Consider the following 26,239-nt stretch of genomic DNA (forward strand, 5'->3'; position numbering starts at 1 on the left):
TGGCTTTACGTAAATTTAAGGTCAGTCTTCTTATCATAAATATTTACATCATATGTTAGAGTTATTAGACAAACTTTCTAAAGATAAGTTTTTAGATAAAGATTTTCTTTTTTTGGTTGATGTACGCACTCCTGAAGAATTTAATTCGGGAAGTGTTGACGGTGCCATAAACATACCATTAAGCGTATTGGAACAGGAGTTTTCACAATTTAAAAACAAAGAAAATATTATCGTTTTCTGCCGTAGCGGAGCCAGAAGTGGAAACGCAAAATTGATATTGGAACAAAATGGTTTTGAGCGTGTCCTCAACGGAGGCCCTTGGCAAAATGTACAGCAAGCCTTGGATGAAATATTACAGAAAAAGTAAATGACATATCACTTTTTCACTCAACGGTATAAATCCAAAAAAGATGCAAAAACAAAGTTTCAAATTCATTCTCATTATTATAATCGGAGTAGTTATGTTCGGAATTTTTAAGTTTTTATTTGGTCAGCAAGACAATTCGCAATTAAAAGAAATAATTGCGGATAACGCTTTTTTAGTTGATGTCCGCACACCATCTGAGTTTGCTTCCGGAAGCGTAAAAGGAGCCGTAAACATTCCGTTGGATAAAATTTCGGGACAGCTTCCAAAATTCAAAAACAAAAAACACATCGTTGTATTTTGCAGAAGTGGCAACCGTAGCGGACAAGCAAAGAGTATTTTAGAAAAAAACGGTTTTAATAACGTTGTCAATGGCGGAACTTGGAACAATGTACAGAAAGTAATTACAGAGAATTAAGAACAGACAAGTGAAAAACTATTTAAGCAACTGGAATTTTATGCGGATTATCCGTCTGGTTTTGGGTGTTGTTGTGATTGTCCAAGGTATTCAGGCAAACGAATGGATGTTCGTTGCTTTAGGCGGATTATTTACGCTAATGCCTGTATTCAACATCGGCTGTTGCGGTACGGCAGGTTGTAGCACTACTTATAACTCAAGAAAAAACAAAGCTACAGAATACATTACCTATGAAGAAGTAAAACCAAAACAGTTATGAATACATTTATAAGAAAAAACCTTTTAACCATCATAGGAATACCATTAGGTGCCATAGCCGGATTTCTCTATTGGAAATTTGTCGGCTGCAACACAGGTACTTGTGCTATCACATCAAACCCTATAAACAGTACTTTATATGGTTCCGTAATGGGAGGCTTGGTATTCTCCATCTTCAAAAAAGATAAAAAAGAAAAAAATGACATTTCAGGAAATAATTAATCAAGACAAACCCGTGTTAGTCGATTTTTTCGCTACATGGTGTGGACCTTGTAAAATGCAGGCTCCTATATTAGAAGAACTAAAAGAGCGTATTGGCGATACAGCAAGTATCATCAAAATAGATGTAGATAAGAATCCGCAAGTTTCGGCACAATACCAAATACGTAGTGTTCCGACATTGGCTATCTTCAAAAATGGAGAAATCAAATGGAGGCAGTCAGGGGTTTTTCCTGCGAGCGAATTAGAAAGATTGATAAAAGAAAATCTATAAAAAAATATGCTGAAACGGATCTGCTTAAAACCATCATTATATGAAAATCCACCTCGAAACCGACCGTTTGATCATCCGCGAAATTGAATTGACGGATGTCGACGATTTCTTCGAATTGGACGCTGACCCGGAAGTTCATAAATACATCTTGCAAACTCCTGTAAAATCCAAAGATGAAATTGTAGAAATCATCAAAATGATTCGTCAACAATACCAAGACAACGGCATTGCGCGCTGGGCGGTTACAGATAAAGTTTCAGGAGAAATGTTGGGTTGGTGCGGGATTAAATATTTCACAGATAAACTCAACGGTCACCAGAATTTCTACGAACATGGTTACCGTTTCAAACAAAAACACTGGAGCAAAGGTTATGCAACCGAGTCCAGCAAAGCAATTCTGGATTGGGCTTTTGAAAACCTAAACACAGATAAGATTTATGCGATTACCGATTTGGAAAATATAGGTTCTATCCATGTTTTGATCAAATTAGGATTTGAATTGAAAGAAGTTTTCCAATATGACGAAAAACTAAAATGCAATTGGTTTGAGTTAGAAAAATATAATCTAAATGCTTAATTGATTTTCAAAATTTCCCAAGCACCTTCTACATCACCTTCTTTCAATAAATCTTTCGCGTGTTGGTGTGCCAATTCATCGTCTTTAAATTCTGTTCCGAAAACCGCTTCTACATTTCCAAGCATCGCCAATTCATTTCCGGTAAAAATTTTACTTAGACGAATTGCCTCTGGAAGCGCATCGACTCCAATTCCTTTTGTGACCAAAGGTTTGGGGATTTCAAAAAGGGAATCACCGTTTGAATGTGTATAATAAGATTCACCCATTCGCCCAACCAAATCGATTAATTTGGTATCGATTTGACCACGTTCATTTAAAACCGATTCGTCCACATGGATCATTAAAACTTCACAAACCACAAGGGTTCCGGCTCCACCTCCGTCACCTAAATAAATCAAATCTTTTACTTTGCATTCAAAGGAAGCTTTGGATTCTTTGACTCTGGGCGGTTTAACCTTTAAAGAAGGTACTTCCGTAAAACCGGCTTTATGAAATTCGTTTACGCCTTTGTCATATTCGGTACTGGACAAAGAACTTTGGTGAACGATGTCATAAGAAACGGTGTTGATCACACATTCTCGAACTTGTTCTATATTTTCCAAAGTATGTTTGGTTGTGGTATCGCGCACTCTTCTAGATGGAGAAAACACCAAAATCGGCGGATTGGAACTGAATACATTGAAAAAACTGAATGGACTCAAATTCACCTTTCCTTCTTTGTCACATGTGCTGACAAGCGCAATGGGTCTAGGCGCAACTGCATTTTGTAAATATTGGATGGATTCGGCTGGTGTGACCTGTGTTGTATCGATGGTTTTTATGGACATAAATTTTAATTGAAAATAACAAAGATAAGAATAAAGAATTTCTTGAACCGACTAACCACGAGCCAGAACCATATAGTCAAATTCACCTAAAGATCAAAACTGAAATGCTTTATTTTACCTCTCCCAAAAATGACAAGCAGTTTCGAACTCTCCAAAGGAGTGGTAAAAAGGAAAATCCGACGCATTGCTTCAAGAGGATTATATATTAAGGTTTAACACAATTTCAATTTATTTAACAGGATTTTATCAATTGGATTCTATCTTAGGAATAATCGTTGAAATATTATTTAGCATAAACCAATAAAATTATAAATGATGAATAAATTAGAATTAGAAGGAAAATGGAACCAAGTAAAAGGTGCTTTCAAACAGAAATATGGAGAATGGTTCAAGGATGATGAAAGTATTTTAGAAGGACAATTCGATGAAGTAATTGGTAAAATCCAAGAAAAATCTGGGAAAACCAGAGAGGAAGTTGAAAAGTTAATTGAAAATTGGAAAGACTAATCACATATTTCGATTTAGAATGAATTGAATGCCCTATTTGGGGCATTTTTTTATTTTACTTTTGTTCCAATTGAATTTTGAAAATGAAAAAATTATCGGAAGAATTGATTTTCCCGGATTATGCAGCAACCAATTCCTACGGCATCATCGCTTATGGTGGTGATTTAAGTGTGGAAAGATTAAAATTGGCTTACTCAAAAGGAATTTTCCCATGGTTCAATGAAAACGAACCGATTCTTTGGTGGTTCCCAAATCCGAGATTTGTATTGTTTCCTGACGAATTAAAAATTTCAAAATCCATGAGAAAAATTCTGCGAAATGAAGAATTCCAGTTTACAGAGAATAATTGTTTTGAAGAAGTCATTTACAATTGCGGTCAAATCAATCGTCCCGGTCAAAAAGGAAGTTGGATCACAAATGAAATGAGGGAAGCATATATCCGACTTCATAAATCAGGAATCGCAAAAAGTGTAGAAGTTTGGCAAAATGAAGAATTGGTCGGTGGATTTTACGGCATCGAAACAAATGGGATTTTTTGTGGTGAGAGTATGTTTGCAAAAGTTTCAAACGCCTCCAAATCAGGATTCATATATTTTGTCCAAAAATACGCGGAAAAATATGCCATCATCGATTGTCAAGTTTACACGGAACATTTAGAAAGTTTAGGCGCACGTGAAATTTCTTCCGACGAATTCCTCAAGCTATTAAACAAAAAAAGCAACTCGATTTGAGTTGCTTTTAAGATGGTAGACCCACAGGGATTCGAACCCCGACAAACGGTACCAAAAACCGGTGTGCTACCGTTACACCATGGGTCTCCGTAATTGCGAGTGCAAATATAATCGTTTTTTTATTTCTTCCAAAAAGAAAATTACTTTTTTTCTTATTCCCATTCTATTGTTGCTGGCGGCTTTGAGCTGATGTCATAAGCCACTCTGTTGATCCCTTTGACTTCATTGATAATTCGACTCGAAACCTTATCCAAAAACTCATACGGCAAACGTGACCAAGTCGCTGTCATAAAGTCAATTGTGTTAGCAGAGCGGACTACAGCCGTATACTCATACGTTCTTTCATCACCCATCACACCAACCGATTTGACCGGTAAAAGCACTACGAAAGCCTGACTCACCTCATCGTACAAATTATTTTTGTACAATTCTTCGATGAAAATCGCATCGGCTTCCTGCAAAATTCTGACTTTTTCTTCATCCACTTCTCCCAAAACCCTGATTCCCAATCCCGGTCCCGGAAAAGGATGACGGTAAACCAGTTCTTTTGGGATTCCCAACTTTACGCCTACCTTACGGACTTCGTCTTTGAACAATTCGCGAAGCGGTTCTAACAATTGCAATTTCATTTCTTCCGGCAATCCACCGACGTTATGATGCGATTTTATGGTCGCTGAAGGACCTTTTACCGATTGAGATTCAATCACATCCGGATAAATCGTTCCTTGAGCTAGAAAGTTTGCATCTTCAAACGCCAAAGCTTCTTGATTGAAAACTTCCACAAATTCACGACCGATGATTTTTCTTTTTTCTTCCGGATCTGAAATTCCTTTTAATTTCGATAAAAATTGTTCACGTGCATCCACCAATTTGATGTTCATATGGAAATGCTTTCCATAATTTTCCATAACTTTTACGCCTTCATCTTTTCTTAAAAGTCCCGTATCCACAAAAATACAAGTCAATTGATCTCCGATCGCTTTATGGATCAAAACCGCTGCCACAGAAGAATCCACACCACCTGACAATCCGAGAATCACCTTTTGATTCCCTACTTTTTCTTTGATGCGCGCTACTTCAACTTCGATGAAATCTGACAAAGCCCAATTTTCTTCCGCTTCGCAAATGTCAAACACAAAATTTCGTAACAATTGCGTTCCATATTCGCTATGCGAAACTTCTGGATGAAACTGAACCGCATAAAGCTTTCTGGATTCATCTGCCATCGCTGCGATGACCGATTCTGATTTTCCGGAAATTTCAAATCCTTCCGGAACCTGAAAAACCTCATCAAAATGACTCATCCAAACCGTAGAACTTTCCGAAAAACCGTATAGTAATTTATTGGAATTCAACACTTTCAATTCCGCTTTTCCATATTCGCCTTTCTGTCCTTTTTTCACTTCTCCACCGAGCAAATGCGCTGTCAACTGCATTCCATAACAAATACCCAAAACCGGAATACCCAATTCAAACAATTCTTTCTCCACCAAATGGGCATCTTCTCCAAAAACCGATGAAGGACCGCCAGAAAGAATGATTCCTTTCGGCTGATGTTGTTTGATTTCGTCTAATGAAGCATTAAAAGGAAGAATTTCAGCATATACCCCAAATTCCCGTACCCTTCTTGCTATCAATTGATTGTATTGCGACCCAAAGTCTAAAATTAGAATTCCGTTTGTCATTTAATGAAGTTTGCGCAAAAATACGAGTCAATTATGAAATATGTATGATGAATGATGAATTAATTATTCGCCATCCAACAATTTCTTAATCTCAACATCACCTTCCAAATTCCGCATCTGACGTTCCACCCAATTTGCGCGTTTGCTGACATAACCACTCGGAGGGTTCACTCGGTATTTTTTAGGATTAGGCATATTGACCACGATTCTTGCGGCTTCATTTCGAGTCAATTGCGAAGCCGGTTTTTTAAAATAGCGTTGCGAAGCTGCTTCGATCCCAAATGTCCCAATGCCCATTTCGGAGACATTCAGATACATTTGGAGAATTCTTTCTTTCCCCCAAACCAGTTCGATCATAAAAGTAAAATAAGCTTCCAATCCTTTTCTGAACCAACTTCTGCCTTGCCACAAAAAAACGTTTTTGGCGACTTGCTGCGAAATCGTACTGGCGCCACGCAATCTTTTTCCTTTCTTTTTTTCATTGAATTCCAATGCCTTTTCGATGCTTTTTCGGTCAAATCCATTGTGCGTCGCAAACAATTGATCTTCCGAACCTATCGCCGCCAACTTTGCATTTTTAGGCATTGCTTCGTAAGAAATATAATCACGTTTCAATCCGTTTCCTTCCACCAAACTCACGATTTGGGTTACCGTAATCGGCGGATTCACCCATTTCAAAACCACAATGTAAACCAATTGAGCTATGAAAAGAATGATGAAAGTTTTCTTAAAAATTCTCCAAAATTTTTTCATATTTCATTTTAAGAATTCTAAACAACATAAGATTTTACTTTGTGTTCCTTGTGATAAACTTTGTGAACCTCGTGGTTTATTTTACCACAAGGGACACTATGATTAACAAAGTTCACTATGAGATTAATCCTATATCCTTTCGGTAATATTCGTAATCAAAATTGATTTTTTTTATGTTTTCATAGGCAATTTCCCTTGCTTTTTCCATGGTTTCGCCGATTCCAACCACATTCAAAACACGACCACCGGAAGTCAGGATTTTATCATTTTCCAATTTCGCGCCCGCAATGAAATACGGACAATCGACCTTTTCCAAACCTCGGATTTCAAATCCTTTTTCATAATTCAACGGATATCCGCCCGAAACCATCACCACACAACAAGCTTGTTGATTGGAAAAATTCAATTCAAATCGTTCACCCCGATTGGATTTCGTAACGACTTCATACAAATCATTTTCCAACAATGGCAAAGTCGTTTGGGTTTCAGGATCGCCCATTCGTAAATTGTATTCCAACAGATAAACGCCTTTTTCCGTGATCATCAAGCCAAAGAAAATCACACCGGAAAACAACAAATTATCTGCGATCAAACCATTTAAAGTCGGATATAAAATTTCTTTTTGAAAAGCTTCGAAATGCTCTTTTTTAAACAAAGGATTCGGAGCGAGAACGCCCATTCCGCCTGTGTTCAATCCTGTTTCACCTTCTCCGATTTTTTTATGGTCTTTTGCAGAAACAAAAGGAACGATTTCTTTTCCGTTGAAAAAGGAAAGAATCGACGCTTCAAATCCATTTAAATATTCTTCGATTACAACTTCCGCTCCCGCATCACCAAAGGTTTTGTCTTCCATAATGTCCAAAACCGCTTTTTTGGCTTCTTCAAAATCTTGACAAATGATGACACCTTTTCCTGCCGCTAAACCGCTTGCTTTTACGACAATCGGGAAATCTTGTGTTTTCAAATATTCGATTGCTAACATCGGACCTTGAAAATTTTTATAGGCTGCTGTTTTTACACCGTATTTCGCCATAAAATCTTTGGCAAAAGCTTTACTGGCTTCCAATTGCGCTGCTTTTTGATCGGGTCCGAAAATCTCCAATCCGGCTTCTTGAAACAAATCGACAATTCCTCTGGACAATACGTCTTCCGGTCCCACAAATGTCAAATCGATCGATTCTTCCTTTGCGAAATCCCGCATTTCTTCAAGAGAATTCAAAGAAACATTTGTCCCAATTTGAGCAGTTCCGGCATTTCCTGGAACAAAAAATAGTTCTAAACTTTCTCCTTTCTTTTTAAAGTCTTCTGAGAATTTCCAACCGATGGCGTGTTCGCGACCGCCGGAGCCGATGATGAGGATTTTTTTATAGGATGTAGAATGATGGTTGTTCGATGAATTCATTTGATCAATTTTCTCTGCAAAGATTGAAAATTTTACTGATAATTTTAACAAGCGCTTAAAAAGATTGGAACTTAAAATTGAAATTCAATTGCTATAAATAAATCATTTTTTTTTACAGAATCAGATGAATGCTATGAATTTGAATTTCCAATTTTTTCGATTTGGTCTTTTTCTGCCAATATATCATTTCGTGATTGGTAAATTAAAATTATCATCAGTATATAAGTCAGAATCCCTATTCCGCCACTGATGAAGTGATAAGTTGTATTGGCGTAAAAAAGTTCTAGGTTTTCAAAATAGAATTCACTTCTGAAAAATTCTTCAAAACCAATAGGAATGATAAATTGAAAAATTTGACTTAAAAATAATAATCCGATTACCACAAAAAATAAGGTTTCAAGTTTTATTACTTTCGATTTCAATATATGAATCAAATATTTCAATCCGGCCAAGATAAAGACCAGTTCAAATGTTTCACCGATAATTCCAATCCAAATTCCATTACCATTTTCCATATTCATCATGAAATCCATGAAGAGTTTTTTGATCGCATAGCCAAAACCAGAGATCGCTAACCAAAAGAAAATACCGATGCCGAGAAGGAGAATGGGCTGATTATTTTTCATTGAAATAATTTGTTTTAAAAAAACCTTCCAAATTTAAAATCCGGAAGGCTCAAAAATATTCAAATTATTTTATTCTAATTCATCAATGCAAAAAATGCCGCATCCCGGTAAACACCATCGGAATTCCATGTTCGTTACAAGCATCAATGCTTTCCTGATCTTTTACCGAACCGCCGGGTTGAATCAAAGCTGTAATCCCATTTTCCGCCGCAAAATCTACGGTATCTCTGAATGGAAAAAAGGCATCAGATGCCAAAACCAATTCCTCAGTTTGGACGCGTTTTGCACGCTCTATGGCCTGTTGCGCCGCCCAAATTCGGTTGGTTTGTCCGCCACCGATTCCAAAAGCTTGTCCGTTAGTTGCGACTACAATGGCATTGGATTTTACCCATTTCACAATTTTTTGTGCGAATACCAAATCATCCATTTGTTTTTCAGTTGGTTGTTTTTCGGTTACGACTTTCAAATCGGTAGAAAATTGATTGTCCACGCTTTGAACCAATAAACCTCCATCCACTTTTGCATAACTGACTTTGTCCGAAACCGGATTTTTTACTTTGATGATGCGCAAATTCTTTTTAGCACTAAAAACTTCCAAAGCTTCCGTTGTAAAAGCAGGAGCAATCACAATTTCCAAAAATATTTTGTTCAGATTTTCTGCCGTCGTCTTATTAACTTCAGCATTAAATGCAATGATGCCGCCGAAAATCGAAACAGGATCGCATTCATACGCTTTTTGGTAAGCTTCGTCAACAGAATTTCCAATCGCAACTCCACAAGGCGTCGAATGTTTTACTGCGCAACAAGTAATTTCTTCAAATTCAGAAACCACTTTATACGCCAAATCCATATCGCGAATGTTGTTAAAAGAAAGTTCTTTTCCTTGCAGATATTCGAAATCTTTCATCGCTCCATTTCCGGTTTTGTCTACATAATAGGCTGCTTTCTGATGCGGATTTTCACCATATCGCAGATCCATCACTTTTTCATAAGACGATTCTAAAAAATGAGGAAACTCATCATTCAATATATAAGTTGAAATCGCTGCGTCATAAGCCGATGTCAAATTGAAAACTTTTCCTGCAAGAATTCTTCTGGTTTCTAACGAAGTAGAACCTTTGGTTTCGATTTCCTGTTGGACTTTTGCGTAGTCCGCTACATCTGTCAAAACGGTTACATCATAATAGTTTTTGGCAGACGAACGCAACATGGAAGGTCCTCCGATGTCGATGAATTCGATCATTTCAGCTTCTGAAAGTCCGGTGTTCATTTTGGCAAAAAACGGATACAAATTCACGATCACGATGTCGATCGGGTTAATTTGATGTTCTGCCAAAGTCGCCATGTGCTTTTCGTCAGCACGACGCGCCATGATTCCACCATGAATCGCCGGATGCAAAGATTTTACTCTTCCATCTAAAATTTCCGGAAATCCGGTTACTTCTTTCACTTCGGTTACTTCCAAACCATTTTCTTGAAGATGATTAAAAGTTCCGCCCGTAGACAAAAGTTTATAGTCTTTTGAAATTAAAAATTGAGCCAATTCCAATAAATTGGATTTGTCTGAAACACTGATCAGTGCTTGCTTTTGCATTTGTTTTGTTTTTAAAGTTTATGTGTTTGAAATTCAATCCCGAAGTATCGAGGCTAAATTCACTATTTCAAATTCTAATCGGAAAATTATTAAACCTTCAAATCGGTTTCCAGTCCGATTAATTCTTTATTGTCATCCAAAATTGGTTGAACGTGTTCTGCCAAAAATTCTTCGGTCTGAATCGGTGCAAATCCTATGAAATTCACCGGATCCAAAACCTGTTGTAATTTTTCTTTATCGATATTGAACCGTTCGTCTGCCAAAATTCTTTCGACCAAATCATTTGGTTTCCCTTCCATTTTCACTTGTTTCGCCGCTTCCATGCTGTGTTCACGAATTAACTCGTGTAATTCTTGACGGTCACCTCCATTTTTCACACCTTCCATGATGATATATTCGGTTGCCATAAACGGCAATTCTTCCATGATTCGTTTTTCAATAACTTTTGGATAAACCACCATTCCGTCCAGGATATTATTCCAAATGATCAAAATCGCATCAATTGATAAAAAAGCCTGCGGAATGCTCAAACGTTTGTTGGCCGAATCATCCAGCGTTCGTTCAAACCATTGCGTAGATGCCACCATTGCCGGACTTGAAGCGAGTGAAATTACAAATTTTGCCAAGGCTGAAATGCGTTCGCTACGCATCGGATTTCTTTTGTAAGCCATCGCTGAGGACCCAATTTGAGATTTTTCAAACGGTTCTTCGATTTCTTTTAAATTTTGTAATAAACGCAAATCGTTTGTGAATTTATGTGCGGATTGCGCAATGTTGGAAAGCGTTGCCAAAACTTCTGCATCGATTTTTCGGTCATACGTTTGTCCGGTTACGCCCAATACTTTTTTGAAACCAAATTGTTCAGACAATTTTCTATCCAAGGTTTTGACTTTTTCATAGTCTCCGTCAAATAATTCTTTGAAACTCGCTGCTGTTCCGGTGGTTCCTTTTACACCACGGAAACGCAAAGTATCGATTCGGAATTCCAATTCTTCAAAATCCAATAAAACGGATTGCAACCAAAGGGTCGCTCTTTTTCCAACGGTTGTCAGTTGTGCGGGTTGGAAATGCGTAAATCCAAGAGTGGGTAAATCTTTGTATTCTTGCGCAAAATCATTCAATCCTTTGATGACGTTAACCAATTTCTTTTTAACGATGATCAAACCTTCACGGATTTGGATCAAATCAGTGTTATCTCCCACAAATGCGGAAGTCGCCCCGAGATGGATGATGGGTTTCGCTTTTGGAGCGATATCACCTAAAGTATGCACATGCGCCATCACATCATGACGGAATTGTTTTTCGTATTTCGCCGCAACCTCATAGTCAATATTGTGAATATTTTCACGGATTTCCTGCAATTGTTCATCGGAAATATCCAATCCCAATTCTTTTTGAATTTCAGCCAATGCTAACCACAGCTTTCGCCAGGTTGAAAATTTCATATCAGGCGAAAAATTATACAACATTTCATCGCTACTGTAGCGGGATTCAAGTGGGTTTTGGTATTTGTGATGACTCATTTTTATGGATTTGATTTGCAAAATTAAGCTTTCATAAAGTTTGGAAAAAGTTTTTACACTATAATTTAAGGATAGTTTAAACAGAATATTAACTTCTTTTGATTTGCCAATCCACTTATTCTAATTAATTTAGATAAAATTTGATTTATGAACACAAAACAACAATACCGCTATGCCGGCGCTGAAGAAGCGCTAGAAGAATTAAAGAATGAAGGATTTGTAAAAGATTTCAACATCAATTGCTGCGAAATCGAACAAAATCCTTCCGTTTTTGAAATCATTTACATTTACCGCTACGAAGGAATGTCCAACCCCGATGATGAATCAACTGTTTATGGAATTCATAATGCTGAATCAGGAGAAAAAGGTGTTTTCGTAGCAGGTGATTTGGCTTTTAATGAGGAACATGCTGCCCGGGTTTTACTACAATTGGAAATCGAAGGAAGAAAAGAAGAGTTGGAATGATTAAAACAACTCTTTACGTATGATATTTTGTGATCTATCCGGCCCAACGGAAACCAAATAGATTTCAATTCCCAAATATTCTTCGATGAAATGGATGTAATCTTGCGCAGCATCTGGTAACTCCCTGAAGGAGTTGATGTTACAAATGTCTTCATTCCAGCCTTTTAGCTCTTTGTACACCGGATTGTATTGATCCAATTTGGTAGTGGAAGCGGTAAAATAATCGATGATTTGACCGTCTTCGGTTTCATAAGCCGTACAAGCTTTGATGGTTTCAAATCCGCTTAAGACATCCAATTTTGTAATCACCAAATGCGTGATGCCATTGATTCGGCAAGCATGTTTCAATGCCACCAAATCGATCCATCCGGTTCTTCTCGGCCGTCCGGTAGAAGCACCAAATTCATGTCCGACTTTGCGCATTTGTTCGCCGATTTCGTTGTCCAATTCTGTAGGAAAAGGACCATTTCCAACGCGCGTACAATAAGCTTTTGAAACTCCGATAAGATTTTTCAATTTCGTCGGTGGAACTCCCGCTCCCACACAAACACCACCTGTAGACGGTGAAGAGGAAGTTACAAACGGATAAGTTCCATAATCGATGTCCAACATCAAAGCTTGTGCACCTTCAAAAAGGACATTTTTTCCTTCATCGATGGCATCATTTACCTCGACAACTGCATCGATCAATCGGTGTTTGATTTGTTCGCCGTAAGCCAAATATTGCGTATAAATTTCATCAAAATCCAATGCCGGTTTGTCAAATAATTTTTCAAACAAAGCATTTTTGATTTTTAAATTGATTTCCAATTTTTCTTTTAAAACTTCTGGATTCAATAAATCGATTGCACGGATTCCTACCCTTGCTACTTTGTCTTCATAACAAGGTCCGATTCCACGCTTGGTCGTCCCGATGGAATCCTTTCCTGCCGCTTCTTCCCTGTAAGTATCGAGTAAAATATGGTACGGCATGATGATATGCGCACGTCGATCTATGAATATATGATCGCTGGACAAACCTCGGCTTTCCAACGAAGCTACTTCATCCAAAAAACTTTGCGGATACACCACAACGCCACTTCCTATAATGCATTTCCCTTGGGACTGTAAAACTCCCGATGGCAATAAATGCAAGACAAATTTATCTTCACCTACATACACGGTATGCCCGGCGTTATGACCGCCTTGATAGCGAACGACAAAATCGGATTTGGCAGAAAGTACATCGGTGATTTTTCCTTTTCCCTCGTCTCCAAACTGAAGACCAACAACTACGTAAGTGGACATTTTTTGAATCGAAATTTAGCGCGCAAATAAAATTGGCTTGTTACCGCACAAAAATAATGGATTCAACCATTGGACACAAATAAATTCGAAAACAAAATGGTGAAGTTTTCAAGAGAATAAATTTTTAATGAATTCCAACATAATTTGGTATAAATCTAAATTGAGTTCGGCCTTTCATTTCTATAATTCAATTCTTTATCTTTAGATTTATAATTCAATCATATGAAAACAATTTTTCAAACATTTGGTTTTGTGATTGCAAGTTTATTTGTGGTAACCTGTGCAACCAAAGCCGTGACAGTAGCCAGTGCAGAAACAGCGCCTACAAAGGAATTTGTAAAAGCCAATTTTACGGAAGACCAATTGGCACAAGGAAAAACACATTTCGAAAACAATTGCGCCCAATGTCATAAATTATTTGATCCGAATTCTCGTAATGCTGAGAAATGGAACAACGTCTTAAAACGCATGTTGCCAAAGACAGATCTTAGGTATGAAGACGGCCGTTTGGTTCAGGCATATTTAGTTGCGAATTCCGAATAATCTGCTTTTTTCTAAGAAATCTGTTGAAAATATCATTCCGACTCTTCAAATTTGAATTAAATTCGAAGAAAATTTAAACTTTTGTTTCAAAGATTGAAAAGATTTCATCAAAAATACAAAATCCCAATCTGGACGATGTTTGGGATTTTTTTCATTTGGTACCTTTTCTTTTCCCTTCCCAAACCACTTTTTAAAGAAGAAACTTCCACGCTGATTTACAGCGAAGACAACCGATTGCTAGGCGCCACGATTTCAGGTGACGAACAATGGCGATTCCCTGCAAACGATTCCGTTCCCAAACGTTTTGAAATCTGCATCACCCAATTTGAAGATGCGTATTTTCGTCGGCATCCGGGAATAAATCCGGTTTCACTTTTTCGCGCTTTACGGCAAAATCTAAAATCAGACGGAATCGTCAGCGGTGGTAGTACGATCACCATGCAAACCATTCGTTTGGCCAAACAAAATCCGGAACGAACCTATGGCCAGAAATTCCTCGAAATCATTCAAGCCACTCGTTTGGAATTGACCCATTCAAAAGATAAAATCCTAAATCATTATGTTTCCCATGCGCCATTTGGAGGAAATGTAGTGGGATTGGACGCTGCTGCTTGGCGGTATTATGCCAAATCGGCTCATCAACTTTCCTGGGGCGAATCGGCTACTTTAGCGGTTTTACCCAATGCTCCTTCGCTTATTTTTCCGGGAAAAAATCAGGAATTATTGCTCAAAAAAAGGAACCGACTGCTTAAAAAATTATGGGAAGAAAAATTCATCGATAAAGAAGATTATGATTTGGCTATTTTGGAACCATTGCCTGGAAAACCCAATGCTCTTCCTGAAATTGCGCCGCATTTGCTCCAAACTGCATTGAAAACCCAAAAAGGAAAACGTCTGAAAACGACGCTGGATGCAAATTTACAAGAACAAGTTAGTTTAATTGTGGAAAATCACAAACAGCAATTTCTAGCCAACGAAATCCATAATTTAGCCGTTTTGGTATTGGAAATCAATTCAGGAAATGTCAAAGCTTATGTAGGGAATACTTATGATCGTTACAATGCTTATTCCAATCAGGTAGACATCATTCAAGCCAAAAGAAGCAGCGGAAGCATTTTAAAGCCTTTTCTCTATGCGAGCATGATTCAAGAAGGAAAATTATTACCTAAAATGTTGTTGTCTGACACACCGATGGAAATTACAGAAAATTATGAACGAAATTATTCGGGAGCAGTTCCGGCGGACGAAGCGCTGGCAAAATCATTAAACATTCCGGCCGTTCATATGTTGGAAAAATACAGCGTTGCCAAATTCCACCATCAATTGAAAGAATTTGGTTTTACAACCTTTACCCAAACGCCCAAACACTATGGTTTGTCTTTAATAGTAGGCGGTGGAGAAGTCACACTTTGGGAATTGGCGCAAGCTTATCGAAATTTAGCTTATCGGGTATTAAAACCCAACCAATTTGTATTCAATCCCAACATCGGATACTTAAAAAACAAAGAAGATGATGTGAAGAAATATCCGTTAAATGCGCCATCAGCCTATTTAACCGTAAAAGCACTTCAAGAAGTCGCAAGGCCGGAATCAGAAACAGGTTGGCAGGTATATTCCGGAAAAAACATCGCATGGAAAACCGGAACCAGTCATGGATTTAAAGATGCTTGGTCGGTGGGAATTACGCCCGAATATGTCGTAGCCGTTTGGGTTGGAAATGCAGATGGAGAAGGAAGACCTGGGATCATCGGTGTAAAAGCAGCGGCGCCAGTTATGTTTGATGTTTTCGGGCGATTAAAATTGAATTCCAAATTTAAGCAACCTGAAAAAAATTGGATTGAAGTGAAAACTTGTAAGGAAAGCGGCTATTTATTGGGAGAAAATTGCTCAACTTTTAATCGAACTGAAATTCCATCCACAGCAGAAAATGGTCCGGTTTGTCCATATCATCAAAAAATTCATTTGGATAAAACCAAAACATTTCGGGTTACAAATGAATGTTATCCCATTAGTGAAATGGTTACGGAAAATCGATTTGTGCTTCCACCAATTGAAGGCTATTATTTTAAAAAAATCCATCCTGATTATCAACCCGTACCAAATTTCATGAAAGGATGTCTGAATTATGGTGATCAAAACACATTCGCATTTGTTTATCCTAAAAGATTTACCAACCTCTATCTTCCGAGAGATTTTTCGGGTGAATTACAACCGGTTATATTTGAAATCGCATACAATCAGCCTGAAAAATCGCTTTTTTGGTATTTGGATGGAAAATATGTGGCTACTACACAAAATATTCATAAACTTGCGCTGAAACCAGAATCTGGTCGACATAAAATTACAGTTAGCGATACAGAAGGAAACCGCATTCAAAAATATATTACGATTGTAAACAAAGAATGAAGTTATTTGTAACAAATTCTAAACTTCATAAACTAATTGACATATCAAATAAATTAAAATTAATAAAATGAAAAAACTAATTGCACCTTTGTTATTGTTGGTGATGGGTTTTCAAGTCTTTGCACAAGAGACTGTAGACCAACAAGAACTGGAAAAAAGAAATTGGTTCCACAGTGATTTCACCAAAACCGGCATCTACGGTGTGGGAACTGATTCGGCACTTGAATTTTTAAAATCAAAAAATTTAAAACCCAAAACTGTAGTAGTTGGTGTTTTGGACAGTGGTGTAGAAATCGACCATGAAGATTTAAAAAATGAAATTTGGGTCAACAAAAAAGAGAAAGCCGGAAATGGAAAAGACAACGATAAAAACGGATTTGTCGATGATGTTCATGGTTGGGATTTCTGTGCAGATGCTTCCGGAAAGGATTACAATGAAGATTCTTATGAAGCAACGCGTGTGATGACTTTGTACAAATCTAAATTTGATTCGGGAAACAAAGCTGCGGATATGGAAAATATGCGCAAAATGCCGGTCGAATACCAAATGTACCTGAAAGCCAGAAAAGTTTGGGCTGATAAATATTATTCGGCCAAAAACAAATCGGCAGGAAATGATGCTGAAGCCAACCAAATCATGGCATTTTTAGAGGAATTGGCGGCTTACACAAAAGACATGAAACTCTCAAAAGCCGGTGTTCAAGCACTTCCAGAAACTTCAGCTGAAGAAAAAGACAAAAAAGCAAAATTGGATTTCCTGATTTCAAATAATCCTGAATTCGAAGGAAAAACTATGGCTGAAATCATCGCTGAAGCCAAAAAAGAATTTGGTATGGTCGATGAAAGCGAAAACAAAGATTTGCTGTATGCTTATAATCCAGAATATGATCCTGCCAAAGGAAAATTTGACATAAAAGGATATGGAAATGCAGAAGTGGAAGGCCCGGATGCGTTCCATGGTTCGCACGTTGCGGGAATTATCGGTGCTACAAGAGGAAATAAAATCGGGATGGATGGCGTAGCCGGAGGTTTGGTTCAAATCATGTCTGTCCGCATGGTTCCGGACGGTGACGAAAGAGATGAAGACGTTGCAGCAGGAATTCGCTATGCAGTTGACAATGGAGCAAAAATCTTGAACATGAGTTTCGGAAAAGCATTTTCTCCCAACAGAGAATTGGTGTATGATGCGATCAAATATGCGGACAGCAAAGGCGTTTTGATGTTCCATGCAGCCGGAAATGACAATAAAGATTTGGATTATAACACCAATTATCCGAGTAATTTTAAAGACAACGAAATGGAATCCATCGCAAAAAACTGGATCACGGTTGGTGCAAGCTCCAGAAATCCTGAAAAATTGAAAGCTTCTTTCTCCAATTTTGGAACAGTAAAAGTGGATATTTTCGCACCGGGAACAGAGATTTATTCGACCATTCCAGATCAATCTTATAGTTATGCACAAGGAACTTCAATGGCTTCTCCGGTTGCCGCCGGATGTGCAGCTTTGGTTTGGGCGTATTTTCCACATATGACATCGGAACAAGTAAAAGAAGTTCTATTTGATTCTGTTAACAAATCAGATGTGGTAGTAGAAGTAGGATCTGAAAAAGACAAACGCAAATTCAGTGATCTTTCGGTTACAGGCGGCGTGATCGATGTGAACAAAGCGGTTCGTTTGGCGTATGAGCGTTACGGCAAGAAATAATTGAGATTTTTTTATAATTCAAATTCCCTGAGGTCAAGGCTTCAGGGAATTTTTTATTTTTGCGAACTTAAAAATTCCTCCATGAAACACTTGATCTGTGCAATTGTATTTTTACAATTATCCTTTCTTAATGCTCAAATTATTTTCAACATCGGTTCCAATGATTATTATGAAGCCAGATTGTATCTGGAAGATGGAACATCAAAAATTGGATTTTGATGACAAAAAAGTTGTTAATTCTCAACCCCAATTGATCGCTGAAGGATTTTCTTCTGTTGAAACCAAATTGGGTTTGACCAACAAATTTTATTATTTCAAAACTTCAGAAAAGGCAGAAGAAGAAAAAATCCTGTTCAGTGATTTAAAAAGAATCGAACGAAAAGAATACCTTCCCGGTTCCAAAGAATCCCATTGGGTTGTTTATGAAAAATTAAAATTGATCATATTTGACAATCATTTGGAAAAAGATTTGGAAGTACCAGAATTTTTTGCGCCTGTCCGTTTCACAAATGGAAAAATAAATGTTTTCAGTTTTATCGAATCAACTTGCAAATCAAAAAATTACAGCTCTTGTAACATTTCAGGGCTTCATTTCTATTTCAAACCAACCGATAAAAATGAAGGCATCAAACCGACCAATTTTACATTTGGGAACTTTTTCACCATTTCAAAATTGACCGAAAAATATTATCTCTCCTTTAAACTTTTGGGTGAAGATTGTCCTGCATTTCAAAAGTTTGTGGAACAACATGAATCCCAAAACAAAGCCAATTTCCAACCGGATTTCGTGAAATTGGTTAAGAAAATTTATTACAAAGAATTGACCGAAACCTATAAAGATGATTACAAAGATCAACTGAAAACCGCAAAAAAAGAATTAAAAGACGATGCATATGATCAATTTGAAGGAGAATTGTATCAGAAATACTTAAATGATAGTAGCGAATTATTTTACAATGAATTATTTGATGAAATGATTGTGAACTACATCAATTCCTGCGAATAAAAAAATCCCGAGCTTCAAACTCGGGATTTCTATTTTCATTCGCCGCGGCGGACAAATAGGCTTACACCATCTCTTCCGGCTTCACCCAAACATCAAAATCTTCCGGCGAAACATAACCCAAACGAACGGCTTCTTCTTTTAAAGTTGTGCCGTTTTTATGTGCCGTTTGTGCAATTTCAGCTGCTTTATAATACCCGATTTTTGTATTCAATGCCGTTACCAACATGAGTGAATTGTCTACCAATTCTTTGATTCTTTTATGATTCGGTTCGATTCCGCTTGCGCAATGTTCATCAAAAGAAACACAAGCATCTCCGATCAATTCCGCACTTTGCAAAAAGTTATACGCCATCATCGGTTTGAACACATTCAATTCATAATGACCTTGAGTTCCTCCGATGGTAATCGCCACATCATTTCCCATCACTTGGGCAGCGACCATGGTCATCGCTTCACATTGTGTCGGATTTACTTTTCCAGGCATAATGGAAGAACCCGGTTCGTTTTCCGGAATGAAAATTTCGCCGATTCCAGACCGCGGACCCGAAGCCATCATCCGAATGTCGTTTGCGATTTTATTCAAAGAAACCGCCAATTGTTTCAAAGCACCATGAGATTCAACAATCGCATCATGCGCCGCCAATGCTTCGAATTTATTTTCCGCTGTGATAAATGGCAATCCAGTAAATTCTGCAATGTATTTTGCTACAAGAACATCGTATCCTTTTGGTGCATTCAATCCTGTTCCAACGGCTGTACCGCCCAATGCCAGTTCAGAAAGATGCTCCAAGGTGTTTTTCAAAGCTTTCAATCCATGATCCAATTGGGAAACATATCCGGAAAACTCTTGTCCTAGCGTCAATGGCGTGGCATCCATCAAATGCGTTCGTCCGATTTTCACTACATCTTTAAAGGCTTCTGATTTGGCTTTTAAGGTATTTCTTAGTTGTTCAACTCCGGGAATTGTTTTTTCGATGACTGCTTTGTAACAAGCGATGTGCATTCCGGTTGGGAAAGTATCGTTGGAAGATTGTGATTTGTTCACATCGTCGTTGGCTTTTAAAATCGGTTCGCCTTCCCCTATTTTTCCTCCGGCAAGAACTTGTGCGCGGTTAGCGATCACTTCGTTTACGTTCATGTTAGATTGTGTTCCGGAACCGGTTTGCCAGATAACTAACGGAAATTCAGCATCCAATTTTCCTTCTAAAATTTCATCACAAACTTCTGCAATCGCATTTCTTTTTTCTTCCGGTAAAACACCCAATTCGCAGTTGGCATAAGCCGCAGCCTTTTTCAAATACGCAAATCCATAAACGACTTCTTTTGGCATAGAAGCTTCCGGGCCGATTTTGAAATTGTTTCGGGAACGCTCTGTTTGTGCACCCCAATATTTATCGGCAGGGACTTTCACTTCACCCATCGTATCTTTTTCAATTCTAAATTCCATTTTATAAAAATTCTAAATTATATGTATCTGTTTGATTTTTAAAGGTTCAAATTTAAGAAAGGAAAATTGATTTTTACGGACAACTGATAATTTTCAGTTTCGTTTTGGAAATGAAATATATTTTTTACTTTTGTCAAGTTAAAATTAGTGTTATGGCTCAGTATTTAGGATTTGTATTTTTCTTGTTTATGGCATGTTGTGGATTTTGGGGAATTTTATTCTTCAGTTCCATCATCCCTTTTTGGTTAACCGGATGGTTCCGTATGAAAGCCAAGGAAAGAAAAGATGGACTTCATTTAGAAGTGCGTCCGATGTTACCTGAACAAGAAGGCGTAACTTTATTGTACAGCAAAAATTAATTCGAATTCAATTTCAAAACATAAAAAATCCCGATTCAAATGAGTCGGGATTTTTCGTTTTTCAGTAATTTCATACATTAAAATTCTTCAATCATTTTTTCATCAATGATTTAAAATTTAACCTAAATATTTCATTCAAATTAAAACGTAAATTACTGATTCATAATATCTTTACAAATTAACAAAAAACGCATGAAAAAAAAATCACTCCTTTTATTCTTATTTATTTTCACTCAAATCAACGCCCAAATCCCTTCAGGTTATTATGATGCGACGGTTGGATTAAGTGGCTATGAATTGAAATCAGCACTTCATGAAATCATTTCAAAAAATCACAATTGGAATTATGACGATTTGCCGGAATATTATGAACAAACCGATTTGGATGTTTATTATGATCATGACCCTTCCAATAATCCATCAGATGGAATGTATATTTTATTGGATATTTATTCGGAAATCCCAACCGGAGCAGATGATTATGAATACTATTCCACAGAATTAATCGGCAACACAAATGCTGAAGGAAATGGATACAACCGAGAACACATGGTTCCTCAAAGTACATTTTCCATAGGAAGTTTGAGTAATTATCCGATGTATTCAGATCTTTTTCATGTAATTCCCGCAGATGCTCGGATCAACCAATTAAGAAGCAATTTTCCTTATGGTGTTTGCGGAAATACGGTTTACTATACGTTTTCCAATTCATCCAAAATCTGTAATGATGCAACTCCAGAATTGGCTTATAATGGTCGTGTTTATGAACCGATTGACGAATTTAAAGGAGATGTTGCGAGATCACTTTTGTATTTTGCGGTAAGGTATGAAGGGAAATTTGCCCAATTCAATCATGGTGGCGATACTCCACCTGAGACTGACCGGTCCCAATTTGATGGAACGGAAGAACGGGCTTTTGAGCCGGCTTACATCGAAATGCTAAAGAATTGGCATGTGCTGGATCCGGTTTCTCAACGAGAAATCGATCGAAATAACAAGGTTTACGAGATTCAAAAAAACAGAAATCCATTTATCGATCATCCGGAATGGGTGGCGCTCATTTGGGATATAACTACCGATGATATTCCGCCATCAGCACCAACAGATTTGAATTCTCCACAACAATTTGCGCATTTCGTCAATTTAAGTTGGAATGCAAGTCCTGAACCGGATGTTTTGGGTTATAAAATTTACTTGAACGGAGAAGAAACACCCATCATTTCAACCAAAGCCACCCATATTTCTATCGATCATTTGACGCCAGGAACTATTTATAATTTCACTGTAAAAGCCTATGATAAAGGCTATTTAGAATCGGAAAACAGTAATGACATAAGTGTAACAACTTTGGAAACTGATGAATTTGCAAAAGATTTAATCATCACCAAATATTTGGAAGGAAGCGGGAACAATAAAGCCATAGAAATCACCAATAAAACCGGTCATGAAGTGAATTTGAACCGTTATCATCTCAACATACAATTTTATAGCACAACGAATGAAACCTATTATTATGGTGATAGTTTTCAATTGGAAGGAAAATTGGATGCAGAAGAAACCATCGTCGTCATCCATCCAAATGCCAATTTCAGCTGTTATGAGGTTTCACAAGCCCAATTCGTCACTGCAGCGCCACCTTTGAATTTTTCCGGAATCCAGTATGTTGAACTCGCTTATAATGGATATACAACCGTCGATGCCATTGGTGTAAAAGACATGGATAATTCCCTTGAAAATGTTTCACTTTACAGACTTGAAACCATCAACCAGCCGACTGATGTTTTTGACATTACGCAGTGGGAACAGCATGAAATGGACTATTGTGCAGGACTTGGTGGAACGATGGAAACTTCAGAATTGGAAGATGTATACACAAAGTTTAGAATCTATCCAGTTCCGGCTCGAGATGAACTTTTCATAGCAGGAGAGGAATTTGAAAAAATCAAAAGTTTAAATATCATGGATTTGAATGGCAGAAAAATGATCGAATTAAAAAATCCATTTCAGACCCAAAATAAATTGGATATTTCCAATTTGAATACCGGAATTTACATCCTTCAATTGGACGATGAAACCCATCATTTCATCAAGAAATAAAAAAAAGCGCTCAAATCTGGGCGCTTTTTCTATTCTATTTATTTCAAATTACTTTTTTGTAATTCTCAAATCCACACGACGGTTTTGGGCTTTACATTCATCCGAATCATTGGCCGGACAAACAAAATGTTGCGCTCCATAGCCTTCACTTTCGATTCTTGCAGCTTCCACTCCACCCGCGATTAATTTATCGGCAACTGATTTGGCTCTTTCAGTAGAAACCTTTTGGTTGACTGCCGCATCACCGGTGTTGTCTGTATAACCACCTACTTTTACGGTAGCGGTTGGAAATGCTTTTAAAAGCGTGATGATATTGGCTACTTGCGCTTCAGAGTTGGCAGTCAAATCTGCTTTTCCAGTAGAAAAATAAACCCGGTCAAGCGTCACCCAACCTTGGGTTTTATCATCGCTCACTGCAAAATTGGCATCATTTAACATCGCAAATAATTTATTTTCAGTTGAATTCTCACCAACTGCCATTTTGGATCCATCTGGCAATGTAAATTCAGTATTGTCTCCGATGTCATAAATATAATTTCCGTCTGCATCCAATTTGGAAACTGTTGCAGTTGCAGTATCAACAGTTGCAGTTTCTTCAGCCGGAGCCACGATTCCTTCTTTTTTCTCACATTTACATGCTGTAAAAGCCAACGAACTAGCAACTAAAACAGCCAAAATTCCTTTTTGTAATTTCATGATCTATTGATTTTTAAAGTTTTTATATTTTAAATCTTTGGTTCAATTATTATTCCAAATGAATCCAATATTATTTCGAAGGTAAAAGAAACATTCCAAAAAGAAAAAAATATATTTGTGCTTCCAAATAATTCTGATCAAATGAAATTTCCACAAATCCATACTTTAAAAGAAATCGCCGAAATCATCCAATCCCAATATGTAGGCAATGAAAATTTTCCTGTCGAAGGGCTAAACGAAATCCATGTCGTAGAACCGGGTGATATCGTTTTTGTAGATCACCCCAAATATTATGATAAAGCACTACAAAGCGCAGCTACGGTGGTTTTGATCAACAAAGAGGTGGATTGTCCTGAAGGAAAAGCCTTGTTGATATCAGATGATCCATTTCGGGATTTTGTAAAAATCGGTCAGCATTTTAATTCGTTTAAAACTTCCAATCAATCCATTTCTCCAACAGCTCAAATCGGAGAAGGAACACACATCCAGCCTGGAGCTTTCATCGGTCAAAATGTGAAAATTGGAAAAAATTGTTTGATTCATGCCAACGTTTCCATCGGAAACGATTCGGTAATCGGTGACAACGTAATCATTCATTCGGGAACGGTTCTGGGTGGTGATGGATTTTATTACAAAAAACGAGAAACGGGATTTGACAAATTAAAATCCGTCGGAAATGTGGTGATTGGAAACGATGTAGAAATCGGTGCCAATTGTACGATTGACCGTGGTGTTACGGCTTCGACAACCATCGGTGACGGATCGAAATTGGACAATCTGATTCAAATCGGCCATGATACGCTTATCGGAAAAAAATGTTTAATTGCTTCCCAAGTCGGAATTGCAGGATGTGTGGTCATCGGCAATGAAGTTACGCTTTGGGGGCAAGTTGGGATCAAAAGTGGAATTACGATAGCCGATAAAGTTGTGGTGATGGCGCAATCCGGAGTCGGACATGATTTGGAAGAAGGAAAATCTTATTTCGGTTCTCCGGCTGAAGAAGCGCGAAAGATGTACAAAAAATTGGCAGCCAATCAAATTTTGGTCAACGATTATTTGAATCGCAAAAAAGAAGGGAATTCCTGATTAAAATCCTAAAATTTTTCCTATAAATTCTTATGTTTGCAATAAGCAGACAAATCAATTATTTATGGAAACACAAACAATGAACGTACACGAAAGATTAGGAAAACATATATTGGCCGATGGATATCCGATTGTAATGGATATCGTAAAATCAAATGGTTCGTATATCGTCGATGAAAATGGAGATGAATATTTGGATATGTTCAGCATGTTTGCATCGGCTTCCATCGGGTACAACCATCCGCATTTGGTGAAAAATTTAGAATTTCTAGGTCGAATGGCCATCAACAAACCAACGGTTTCGGATGTTTATACAGAAGAATATGCTGATTTTGTAGACACATTTGAGCGTGTCGCCATTCCAGAAGAATTATCCTACGCTTTCTTCGTAGAAGGAGGAGCGCTGGCAGTTGAAAATGCGTTAAAAGCCGCATTTGATTGGAAAACGAGGTTGAACAAATCCAAAGGAATTGAAACTGAAGCCGGAAAAGTTATCCATTTCCAACAAGCTTTTCACGGACGTACAGGTTATACTTTGACCTTGACCAATACCAAAGATCCGAGAAAATACATGTATTTTCCAAAGTTTGATTGGCCAAGAATTCTCAATCCTAAATTGTATTTTCCGATTACGGACGAAAATTTAGCCCAAACGATTGAAAATGAAAAAATAGCAATTGACCAAATCGTGAATGCGATTGCTGAAAATCCAAATGAAATCGCCTGTATCGTCATCGAAACCATTCAAGCGGAAGGTGGAGATAATTATTTCAGAAACGAATTCTTCAAAGAATTAAGACGAATCTGTGACGAAAACGAAATCCTTTTGGTGTTGGATGAAGTCCAAACCGGAATCGGATTGACCGGAAAAATGTGGGGATTCCAAAATTATGACATCACGCCGGACATCATTTCATTTGGAAAGAAAACCCAAGTTTGCGGGATTCTAGCCAACAAAGAAAAGTTGGACCAAGTTCCAAATAATGTTTTTCAAGAATCCAGTCGTATCAACTCTACATTTGGTGGAAATTACATCGATATGTTGCGTTTCAAATTGATTTTGGAAGTCATCGAACAAGAAAATCTTTTGGAAAATGTACGGGTTCAAGGAGAATTTCTAAAAGGAGAATTGGAAAAATTACAAGCCAAACATCCTCATATGACCAATGTGCGTGGAATGGGACTTTTTGTTGCCTTTGATCTACCTTCAGATGAAGATCGAAGTGCATTTATCAACAAATGTTTTGAAAACAAATTGATCGTGCTTCCTTGTGGAACGCAATCCGTACGTTTCCGTCCGCATTTAAATGTAAAAAGAGAAGATTTGGAAAAAGCTTTGGAAATCATTGAAAGCATTTTATAATTCGAATTTAAATTCAAATTA

28 protein-coding genes and 1 tRNA gene are annotated in these 26,239 nt (G+C 37.5%); 18 read left to right on the forward strand and 11 right to left on the reverse strand.

The features are described from left to right. Window positions 1–52 precede the first annotated feature (52 nt). The 6 genes from HU137_RS00110 to HU137_RS00135 are packed head-to-tail and all read left to right on the forward strand — an operon-like array spanning window position 53 to window position 2,110. Window positions 53–367, forward strand: coding sequence for a rhodanese-like domain-containing protein (locus HU137_RS00110; RefSeq protein WP_182041782.1), 315 nt, complete (start codon window positions 53–55; stop codon window positions 365–367). 43 nt (window positions 368–410) lie between these two features. Next, window positions 411–782, forward strand: a complete 372-nt coding sequence (locus tag HU137_RS00115; protein WP_220457161.1) for a rhodanese-like domain-containing protein — start codon at window positions 411–413, stop codon at window positions 780–782. 40 nt (window positions 783–822) lie between these two features. After that, the gene (locus HU137_RS00120; protein WP_220457162.1) at window positions 823–1,041 is read left to right on the forward strand and encodes a hypothetical protein; all 219 of its coding nucleotides are present in this window, start codon (window positions 823–825) and stop codon (window positions 1,039–1,041) included. Then, window positions 1,038–1,262 carry a DUF6132 family protein gene (locus HU137_RS00125; RefSeq protein ID WP_182041784.1) on the forward strand — a complete coding sequence of 75 codons (225 nt, stop codon included), beginning with the start codon at window positions 1,038–1,040 and terminating at the stop codon, window positions 1,260–1,262. Before HU137_RS00120 ends, HU137_RS00125 begins: the two co-directional genes overlap by 4 nt. Then, on the forward strand, window positions 1,240–1,533 hold the full coding sequence (trxA, locus tag HU137_RS00130) for a thioredoxin (RefSeq protein WP_182041785.1): 294 nt from the start codon (window positions 1,240–1,242) through the stop codon (window positions 1,531–1,533). The genes HU137_RS00125 and trxA overlap by 23 nt, the downstream gene beginning before the upstream one ends. A gap of 40 nt (window positions 1,534–1,573) precedes the next feature. Beyond that, window positions 1,574–2,110 carry a GNAT family N-acetyltransferase gene (locus tag HU137_RS00135; protein WP_182041786.1) on the forward strand — a complete coding sequence of 179 codons (537 nt, stop codon included), beginning with the start codon at window positions 1,574–1,576 and terminating at the stop codon, window positions 2,108–2,110. On the opposite strand, the gene HU137_RS00140 is transcribed toward HU137_RS00135, so the two are convergent. Continuing rightward, window positions 2,107–2,931, reverse strand: a complete 825-nt coding sequence (locus HU137_RS00140; RefSeq protein ID WP_394367600.1) for a flavin reductase family protein — start codon at window positions 2,929–2,931, stop codon at window positions 2,107–2,109. The genes HU137_RS00135 and HU137_RS00140 overlap by 4 nt on opposite strands. Before the next feature lie 321 nt (window positions 2,932–3,252). On the opposite strand from HU137_RS00140, the gene HU137_RS00145 reads away from it, so the two are divergent. Next, entirely contained in the window at window positions 3,253–3,444 is a 192-nt protein-coding gene (locus tag HU137_RS00145) for a CsbD family protein (RefSeq protein WP_182041788.1), read from the forward strand. Between the two features lie 83 nt (window positions 3,445–3,527). After that, the gene (gene aat, locus HU137_RS00150) at window positions 3,528–4,175 is read left to right on the forward strand and encodes a leucyl/phenylalanyl-tRNA--protein transferase (protein ID WP_182041789.1); all 648 of its coding nucleotides are present in this window, start codon (window positions 3,528–3,530) and stop codon (window positions 4,173–4,175) included. 13 nt (window positions 4,176–4,188) lie between these two features. Here aat and HU137_RS00155 read toward each other — a convergent pair. From HU137_RS00155 to purB, 7 genes are all read right to left on the reverse strand, one after another. Then, window positions 4,189–4,262: transfer RNA gene (locus tag HU137_RS00155), tRNA-Gln, on the reverse strand. A gap of 65 nt (window positions 4,263–4,327) precedes the next feature. Then, window positions 4,328–5,860 carry a glutamine-hydrolyzing GMP synthase gene (gene guaA / locus HU137_RS00160; RefSeq protein ID WP_182041790.1) on the reverse strand — a complete coding sequence of 511 codons (1,533 nt, stop codon included), beginning with the start codon at window positions 5,858–5,860 and terminating at the stop codon, window positions 4,328–4,330. A 63-nt stretch (window positions 5,861–5,923) separates the two neighbouring features. Further along, window positions 5,924–6,613, reverse strand: coding sequence for a monofunctional biosynthetic peptidoglycan transglycosylase (gene mtgA, locus HU137_RS00165; RefSeq protein WP_182041791.1), 690 nt, complete (start codon window positions 6,611–6,613; stop codon window positions 5,924–5,926). 115 nt (window positions 6,614–6,728) lie between these two features. Continuing rightward, window positions 6,729–8,015, reverse strand: a complete 1,287-nt coding sequence (gene purD / locus HU137_RS00170) for a phosphoribosylamine--glycine ligase (RefSeq protein WP_182041792.1) — start codon at window positions 8,013–8,015, stop codon at window positions 6,729–6,731. A gap of 131 nt (window positions 8,016–8,146) precedes the next feature. Further along, window positions 8,147–8,641 carry a hypothetical protein gene (locus tag HU137_RS00175; protein WP_182041793.1) on the reverse strand — a complete coding sequence of 165 codons (495 nt, stop codon included), beginning with the start codon at window positions 8,639–8,641 and terminating at the stop codon, window positions 8,147–8,149. Window positions 8,642–8,723: 82 nt separating this feature from the next. Next, on the reverse strand, window positions 8,724–10,235 hold the full coding sequence (purH, locus tag HU137_RS00180) for a bifunctional phosphoribosylaminoimidazolecarboxamide formyltransferase/IMP cyclohydrolase (protein ID WP_182041794.1): 1,512 nt from the start codon (window positions 10,233–10,235) through the stop codon (window positions 8,724–8,726). An 89-nt stretch (window positions 10,236–10,324) separates the two neighbouring features. Continuing rightward, window positions 10,325–11,758, reverse strand: a complete 1,434-nt coding sequence (gene purB, locus HU137_RS00185; RefSeq protein WP_182041795.1) for an adenylosuccinate lyase — start codon at window positions 11,756–11,758, stop codon at window positions 10,325–10,327. Between the two features lie 147 nt (window positions 11,759–11,905). Between purB and HU137_RS00190 the strand changes: the two genes are divergently transcribed. After that, a complete protein-coding gene (locus HU137_RS00190) occupies window positions 11,906–12,223 on the forward strand; it encodes a hypothetical protein (RefSeq protein WP_182041796.1) in 318 nt (105 codons plus the stop codon). On the opposite strand, the gene HU137_RS00195 is transcribed toward HU137_RS00190, so the two are convergent. Beyond that, window positions 12,224–13,510: an adenylosuccinate synthase gene (locus HU137_RS00195; protein WP_182041797.1), complete on the reverse strand. Its 1,287-nt coding sequence runs from the start codon at window positions 13,508–13,510 to the stop codon at window positions 12,224–12,226. It abuts the gene before it with no gap. Window positions 13,511–13,732: 222 nt separating this feature from the next. Between HU137_RS00195 and HU137_RS00200 the strand changes: the two genes are divergently transcribed. The 5 genes from HU137_RS00200 to HU137_RS00220 all read left to right on the forward strand — a co-directional run bounded on the left by HU137_RS00200 (window position 13,733) and on the right by HU137_RS00220 (window position 19,170). Next, window positions 13,733–14,053, forward strand: a complete 321-nt coding sequence (locus HU137_RS00200; RefSeq protein ID WP_182041798.1) for a c-type cytochrome — start codon at window positions 13,733–13,735, stop codon at window positions 14,051–14,053. An 81-nt stretch (window positions 14,054–14,134) separates the two neighbouring features. Beyond that, window positions 14,135–16,459 (forward strand): penicillin-binding protein 1C, encoded by a 2,325-nt coding sequence (gene pbpC, locus HU137_RS00205; protein WP_246361455.1) that lies wholly within the window; start codon window positions 14,135–14,137, stop codon window positions 16,457–16,459. A 67-nt stretch (window positions 16,460–16,526) separates the two neighbouring features. After that, window positions 16,527–18,164 (forward strand): S8 family serine peptidase, encoded by a 1,638-nt coding sequence (locus tag HU137_RS00210; RefSeq protein ID WP_182041799.1) that lies wholly within the window; start codon window positions 16,527–16,529, stop codon window positions 18,162–18,164. 81 nt (window positions 18,165–18,245) lie between these two features. Continuing rightward, window positions 18,246–18,383 (forward strand): hypothetical protein, encoded by a 138-nt coding sequence (locus HU137_RS00215; RefSeq protein WP_182041800.1) that lies wholly within the window; start codon window positions 18,246–18,248, stop codon window positions 18,381–18,383. Next, window positions 18,358–19,170, forward strand: coding sequence for a hypothetical protein (locus HU137_RS00220; protein WP_182041801.1), 813 nt, complete (start codon window positions 18,358–18,360; stop codon window positions 19,168–19,170). Before HU137_RS00215 ends, HU137_RS00220 begins: the two co-directional genes overlap by 26 nt. Before the next feature lie 61 nt (window positions 19,171–19,231). On the opposite strand, the gene fumC is transcribed toward HU137_RS00220, so the two are convergent. Beyond that, the gene (fumC, locus tag HU137_RS00225) at window positions 19,232–20,617 is read right to left on the reverse strand and encodes a class II fumarate hydratase (RefSeq protein ID WP_182041802.1); all 1,386 of its coding nucleotides are present in this window, start codon (window positions 20,615–20,617) and stop codon (window positions 19,232–19,234) included. 152 nt (window positions 20,618–20,769) lie between these two features. Between fumC and HU137_RS00230 the strand changes: the two genes are divergently transcribed. Both HU137_RS00230 and HU137_RS00235 read left to right on the forward strand, forming a co-directional pair. Then, complete coding sequence (locus HU137_RS00230) at window positions 20,770–20,976, forward strand: hypothetical protein (RefSeq protein WP_182041803.1); 207 nt, start codon at window positions 20,770–20,772, stop codon at window positions 20,974–20,976. A 192-nt stretch (window positions 20,977–21,168) separates the two neighbouring features. After that, a complete protein-coding gene (locus HU137_RS00235) occupies window positions 21,169–23,073 on the forward strand; it encodes an endonuclease (RefSeq protein WP_182041804.1) in 1,905 nt (634 codons plus the stop codon). Window positions 23,074–23,121: 48 nt separating this feature from the next. On the opposite strand, the gene HU137_RS00240 is transcribed toward HU137_RS00235, so the two are convergent. Continuing rightward, window positions 23,122–23,769: an OmpA family protein gene (locus tag HU137_RS00240; RefSeq protein ID WP_182041805.1), complete on the reverse strand. Its 648-nt coding sequence runs from the start codon at window positions 23,767–23,769 to the stop codon at window positions 23,122–23,124. Between the two features lie 141 nt (window positions 23,770–23,910). Here HU137_RS00240 and HU137_RS00245 point away from each other — a divergent pair, with 141 nt between their 5' ends. Further along, on the forward strand, window positions 23,911–24,855 hold the full coding sequence (locus HU137_RS00245) for a UDP-3-O-(3-hydroxymyristoyl)glucosamine N-acyltransferase (protein ID WP_182041806.1): 945 nt from the start codon (window positions 23,911–23,913) through the stop codon (window positions 24,853–24,855). A gap of 64 nt (window positions 24,856–24,919) precedes the next feature. After that, a complete protein-coding gene (gene lat, locus HU137_RS00250; RefSeq protein WP_182041807.1) occupies window positions 24,920–26,218 on the forward strand; it encodes an L-lysine 6-transaminase in 1,299 nt (432 codons plus the stop codon). Window positions 26,219–26,239 lie beyond the last annotated feature (21 nt).

Source organism: Moheibacter lacus (genome assembly GCF_014042165.1).
Taxonomy (GTDB): domain Bacteria; phylum Bacteroidota; class Bacteroidia; order Flavobacteriales; family Weeksellaceae; genus Moheibacter; species Moheibacter lacus.

What these genes read in the sequence shown, in the direction of transcription:
- aat (WP_182041789.1), top strand. Translation starts at nt 3,528, where the DNA reads ATGAAAAAATTATCGGAAGAATTGATTTTCCCGGATTATGCAGCAACC.
- purD (WP_182041792.1), bottom strand. Translation starts at nt 8,015, where the DNA reads ATGAATTCATCGAACAACCATCATTCTACATCCTATAAAAAAATCCTC.
- HU137_RS00175 (WP_182041793.1), bottom strand. Translation starts at nt 8,641, where the DNA reads ATGAAAAATAATCAGCCCATTCTCCTTCTCGGCATCGGTATTTTCTTT.
- HU137_RS00115 (WP_220457161.1), top strand. Translation starts at nt 411, where the DNA reads ATGCAAAAACAAAGTTTCAAATTCATTCTCATTATTATAATCGGAGTA.
- HU137_RS00200 (WP_182041798.1), top strand. Translation starts at nt 13,733, where the DNA reads ATGAAAACAATTTTTCAAACATTTGGTTTTGTGATTGCAAGTTTATTT.
- trxA (WP_182041785.1), top strand. Translation starts at nt 1,240, where the DNA reads ATGACATTTCAGGAAATAATTAATCAAGACAAACCCGTGTTAGTCGAT.
- purB (WP_182041795.1), bottom strand. Translation starts at nt 11,758, where the DNA reads ATGAGTCATCACAAATACCAAAACCCACTTGAATCCCGCTACAGTAGC.
- HU137_RS00135 (WP_182041786.1), top strand. Translation starts at nt 1,574, where the DNA reads ATGAAAATCCACCTCGAAACCGACCGTTTGATCATCCGCGAAATTGAA.
- HU137_RS00120 (WP_220457162.1), top strand. Translation starts at nt 823, where the DNA reads ATGCGGATTATCCGTCTGGTTTTGGGTGTTGTTGTGATTGTCCAAGGT.
- HU137_RS00190 (WP_182041796.1), top strand. Translation starts at nt 11,906, where the DNA reads ATGAACACAAAACAACAATACCGCTATGCCGGCGCTGAAGAAGCGCTA.
- HU137_RS00195 (WP_182041797.1), bottom strand. Translation starts at nt 13,510, where the DNA reads ATGTCCACTTACGTAGTTGTTGGTCTTCAGTTTGGAGACGAGGGAAAA.
- HU137_RS00110 (WP_182041782.1), top strand. Translation starts at nt 53, where the DNA reads ATGTTAGAGTTATTAGACAAACTTTCTAAAGATAAGTTTTTAGATAAA.
- HU137_RS00215 (WP_182041800.1), top strand. Translation starts at nt 18,246, where the DNA reads ATGAAACACTTGATCTGTGCAATTGTATTTTTACAATTATCCTTTCTT.
- HU137_RS00235 (WP_182041804.1), top strand. Translation starts at nt 21,169, where the DNA reads ATGAAAAAAAAATCACTCCTTTTATTCTTATTTATTTTCACTCAAATC.
- HU137_RS00230 (WP_182041803.1), top strand. Translation starts at nt 20,770, where the DNA reads ATGGCTCAGTATTTAGGATTTGTATTTTTCTTGTTTATGGCATGTTGT.
- HU137_RS00240 (WP_182041805.1), bottom strand. Translation starts at nt 23,769, where the DNA reads ATGAAATTACAAAAAGGAATTTTGGCTGTTTTAGTTGCTAGTTCGTTG.
- HU137_RS00125 (WP_182041784.1), top strand. Translation starts at nt 1,038, where the DNA reads ATGAATACATTTATAAGAAAAAACCTTTTAACCATCATAGGAATACCA.
- purH (WP_182041794.1), bottom strand. Translation starts at nt 10,235, where the DNA reads ATGCAAAAGCAAGCACTGATCAGTGTTTCAGACAAATCCAATTTATTG.
- mtgA (WP_182041791.1), bottom strand. Translation starts at nt 6,613, where the DNA reads ATGAAAAAATTTTGGAGAATTTTTAAGAAAACTTTCATCATTCTTTTC.
- fumC (WP_182041802.1), bottom strand. Translation starts at nt 20,617, where the DNA reads ATGGAATTTAGAATTGAAAAAGATACGATGGGTGAAGTGAAAGTCCCT.
- lat (WP_182041807.1), top strand. Translation starts at nt 24,920, where the DNA reads ATGGAAACACAAACAATGAACGTACACGAAAGATTAGGAAAACATATA.
- HU137_RS00210 (WP_182041799.1), top strand. Translation starts at nt 16,527, where the DNA reads ATGAAAAAACTAATTGCACCTTTGTTATTGTTGGTGATGGGTTTTCAA.
- HU137_RS00145 (WP_182041788.1), top strand. Translation starts at nt 3,253, where the DNA reads ATGAATAAATTAGAATTAGAAGGAAAATGGAACCAAGTAAAAGGTGCT.
- HU137_RS00245 (WP_182041806.1), top strand. Translation starts at nt 23,911, where the DNA reads ATGAAATTTCCACAAATCCATACTTTAAAAGAAATCGCCGAAATCATC.
- HU137_RS00220 (WP_182041801.1), top strand. Translation starts at nt 18,358, where the DNA reads ATGGAACATCAAAAATTGGATTTTGATGACAAAAAAGTTGTTAATTCT.
- guaA (WP_182041790.1), bottom strand. Translation starts at nt 5,860, where the DNA reads ATGACAAACGGAATTCTAATTTTAGACTTTGGGTCGCAATACAATCAA.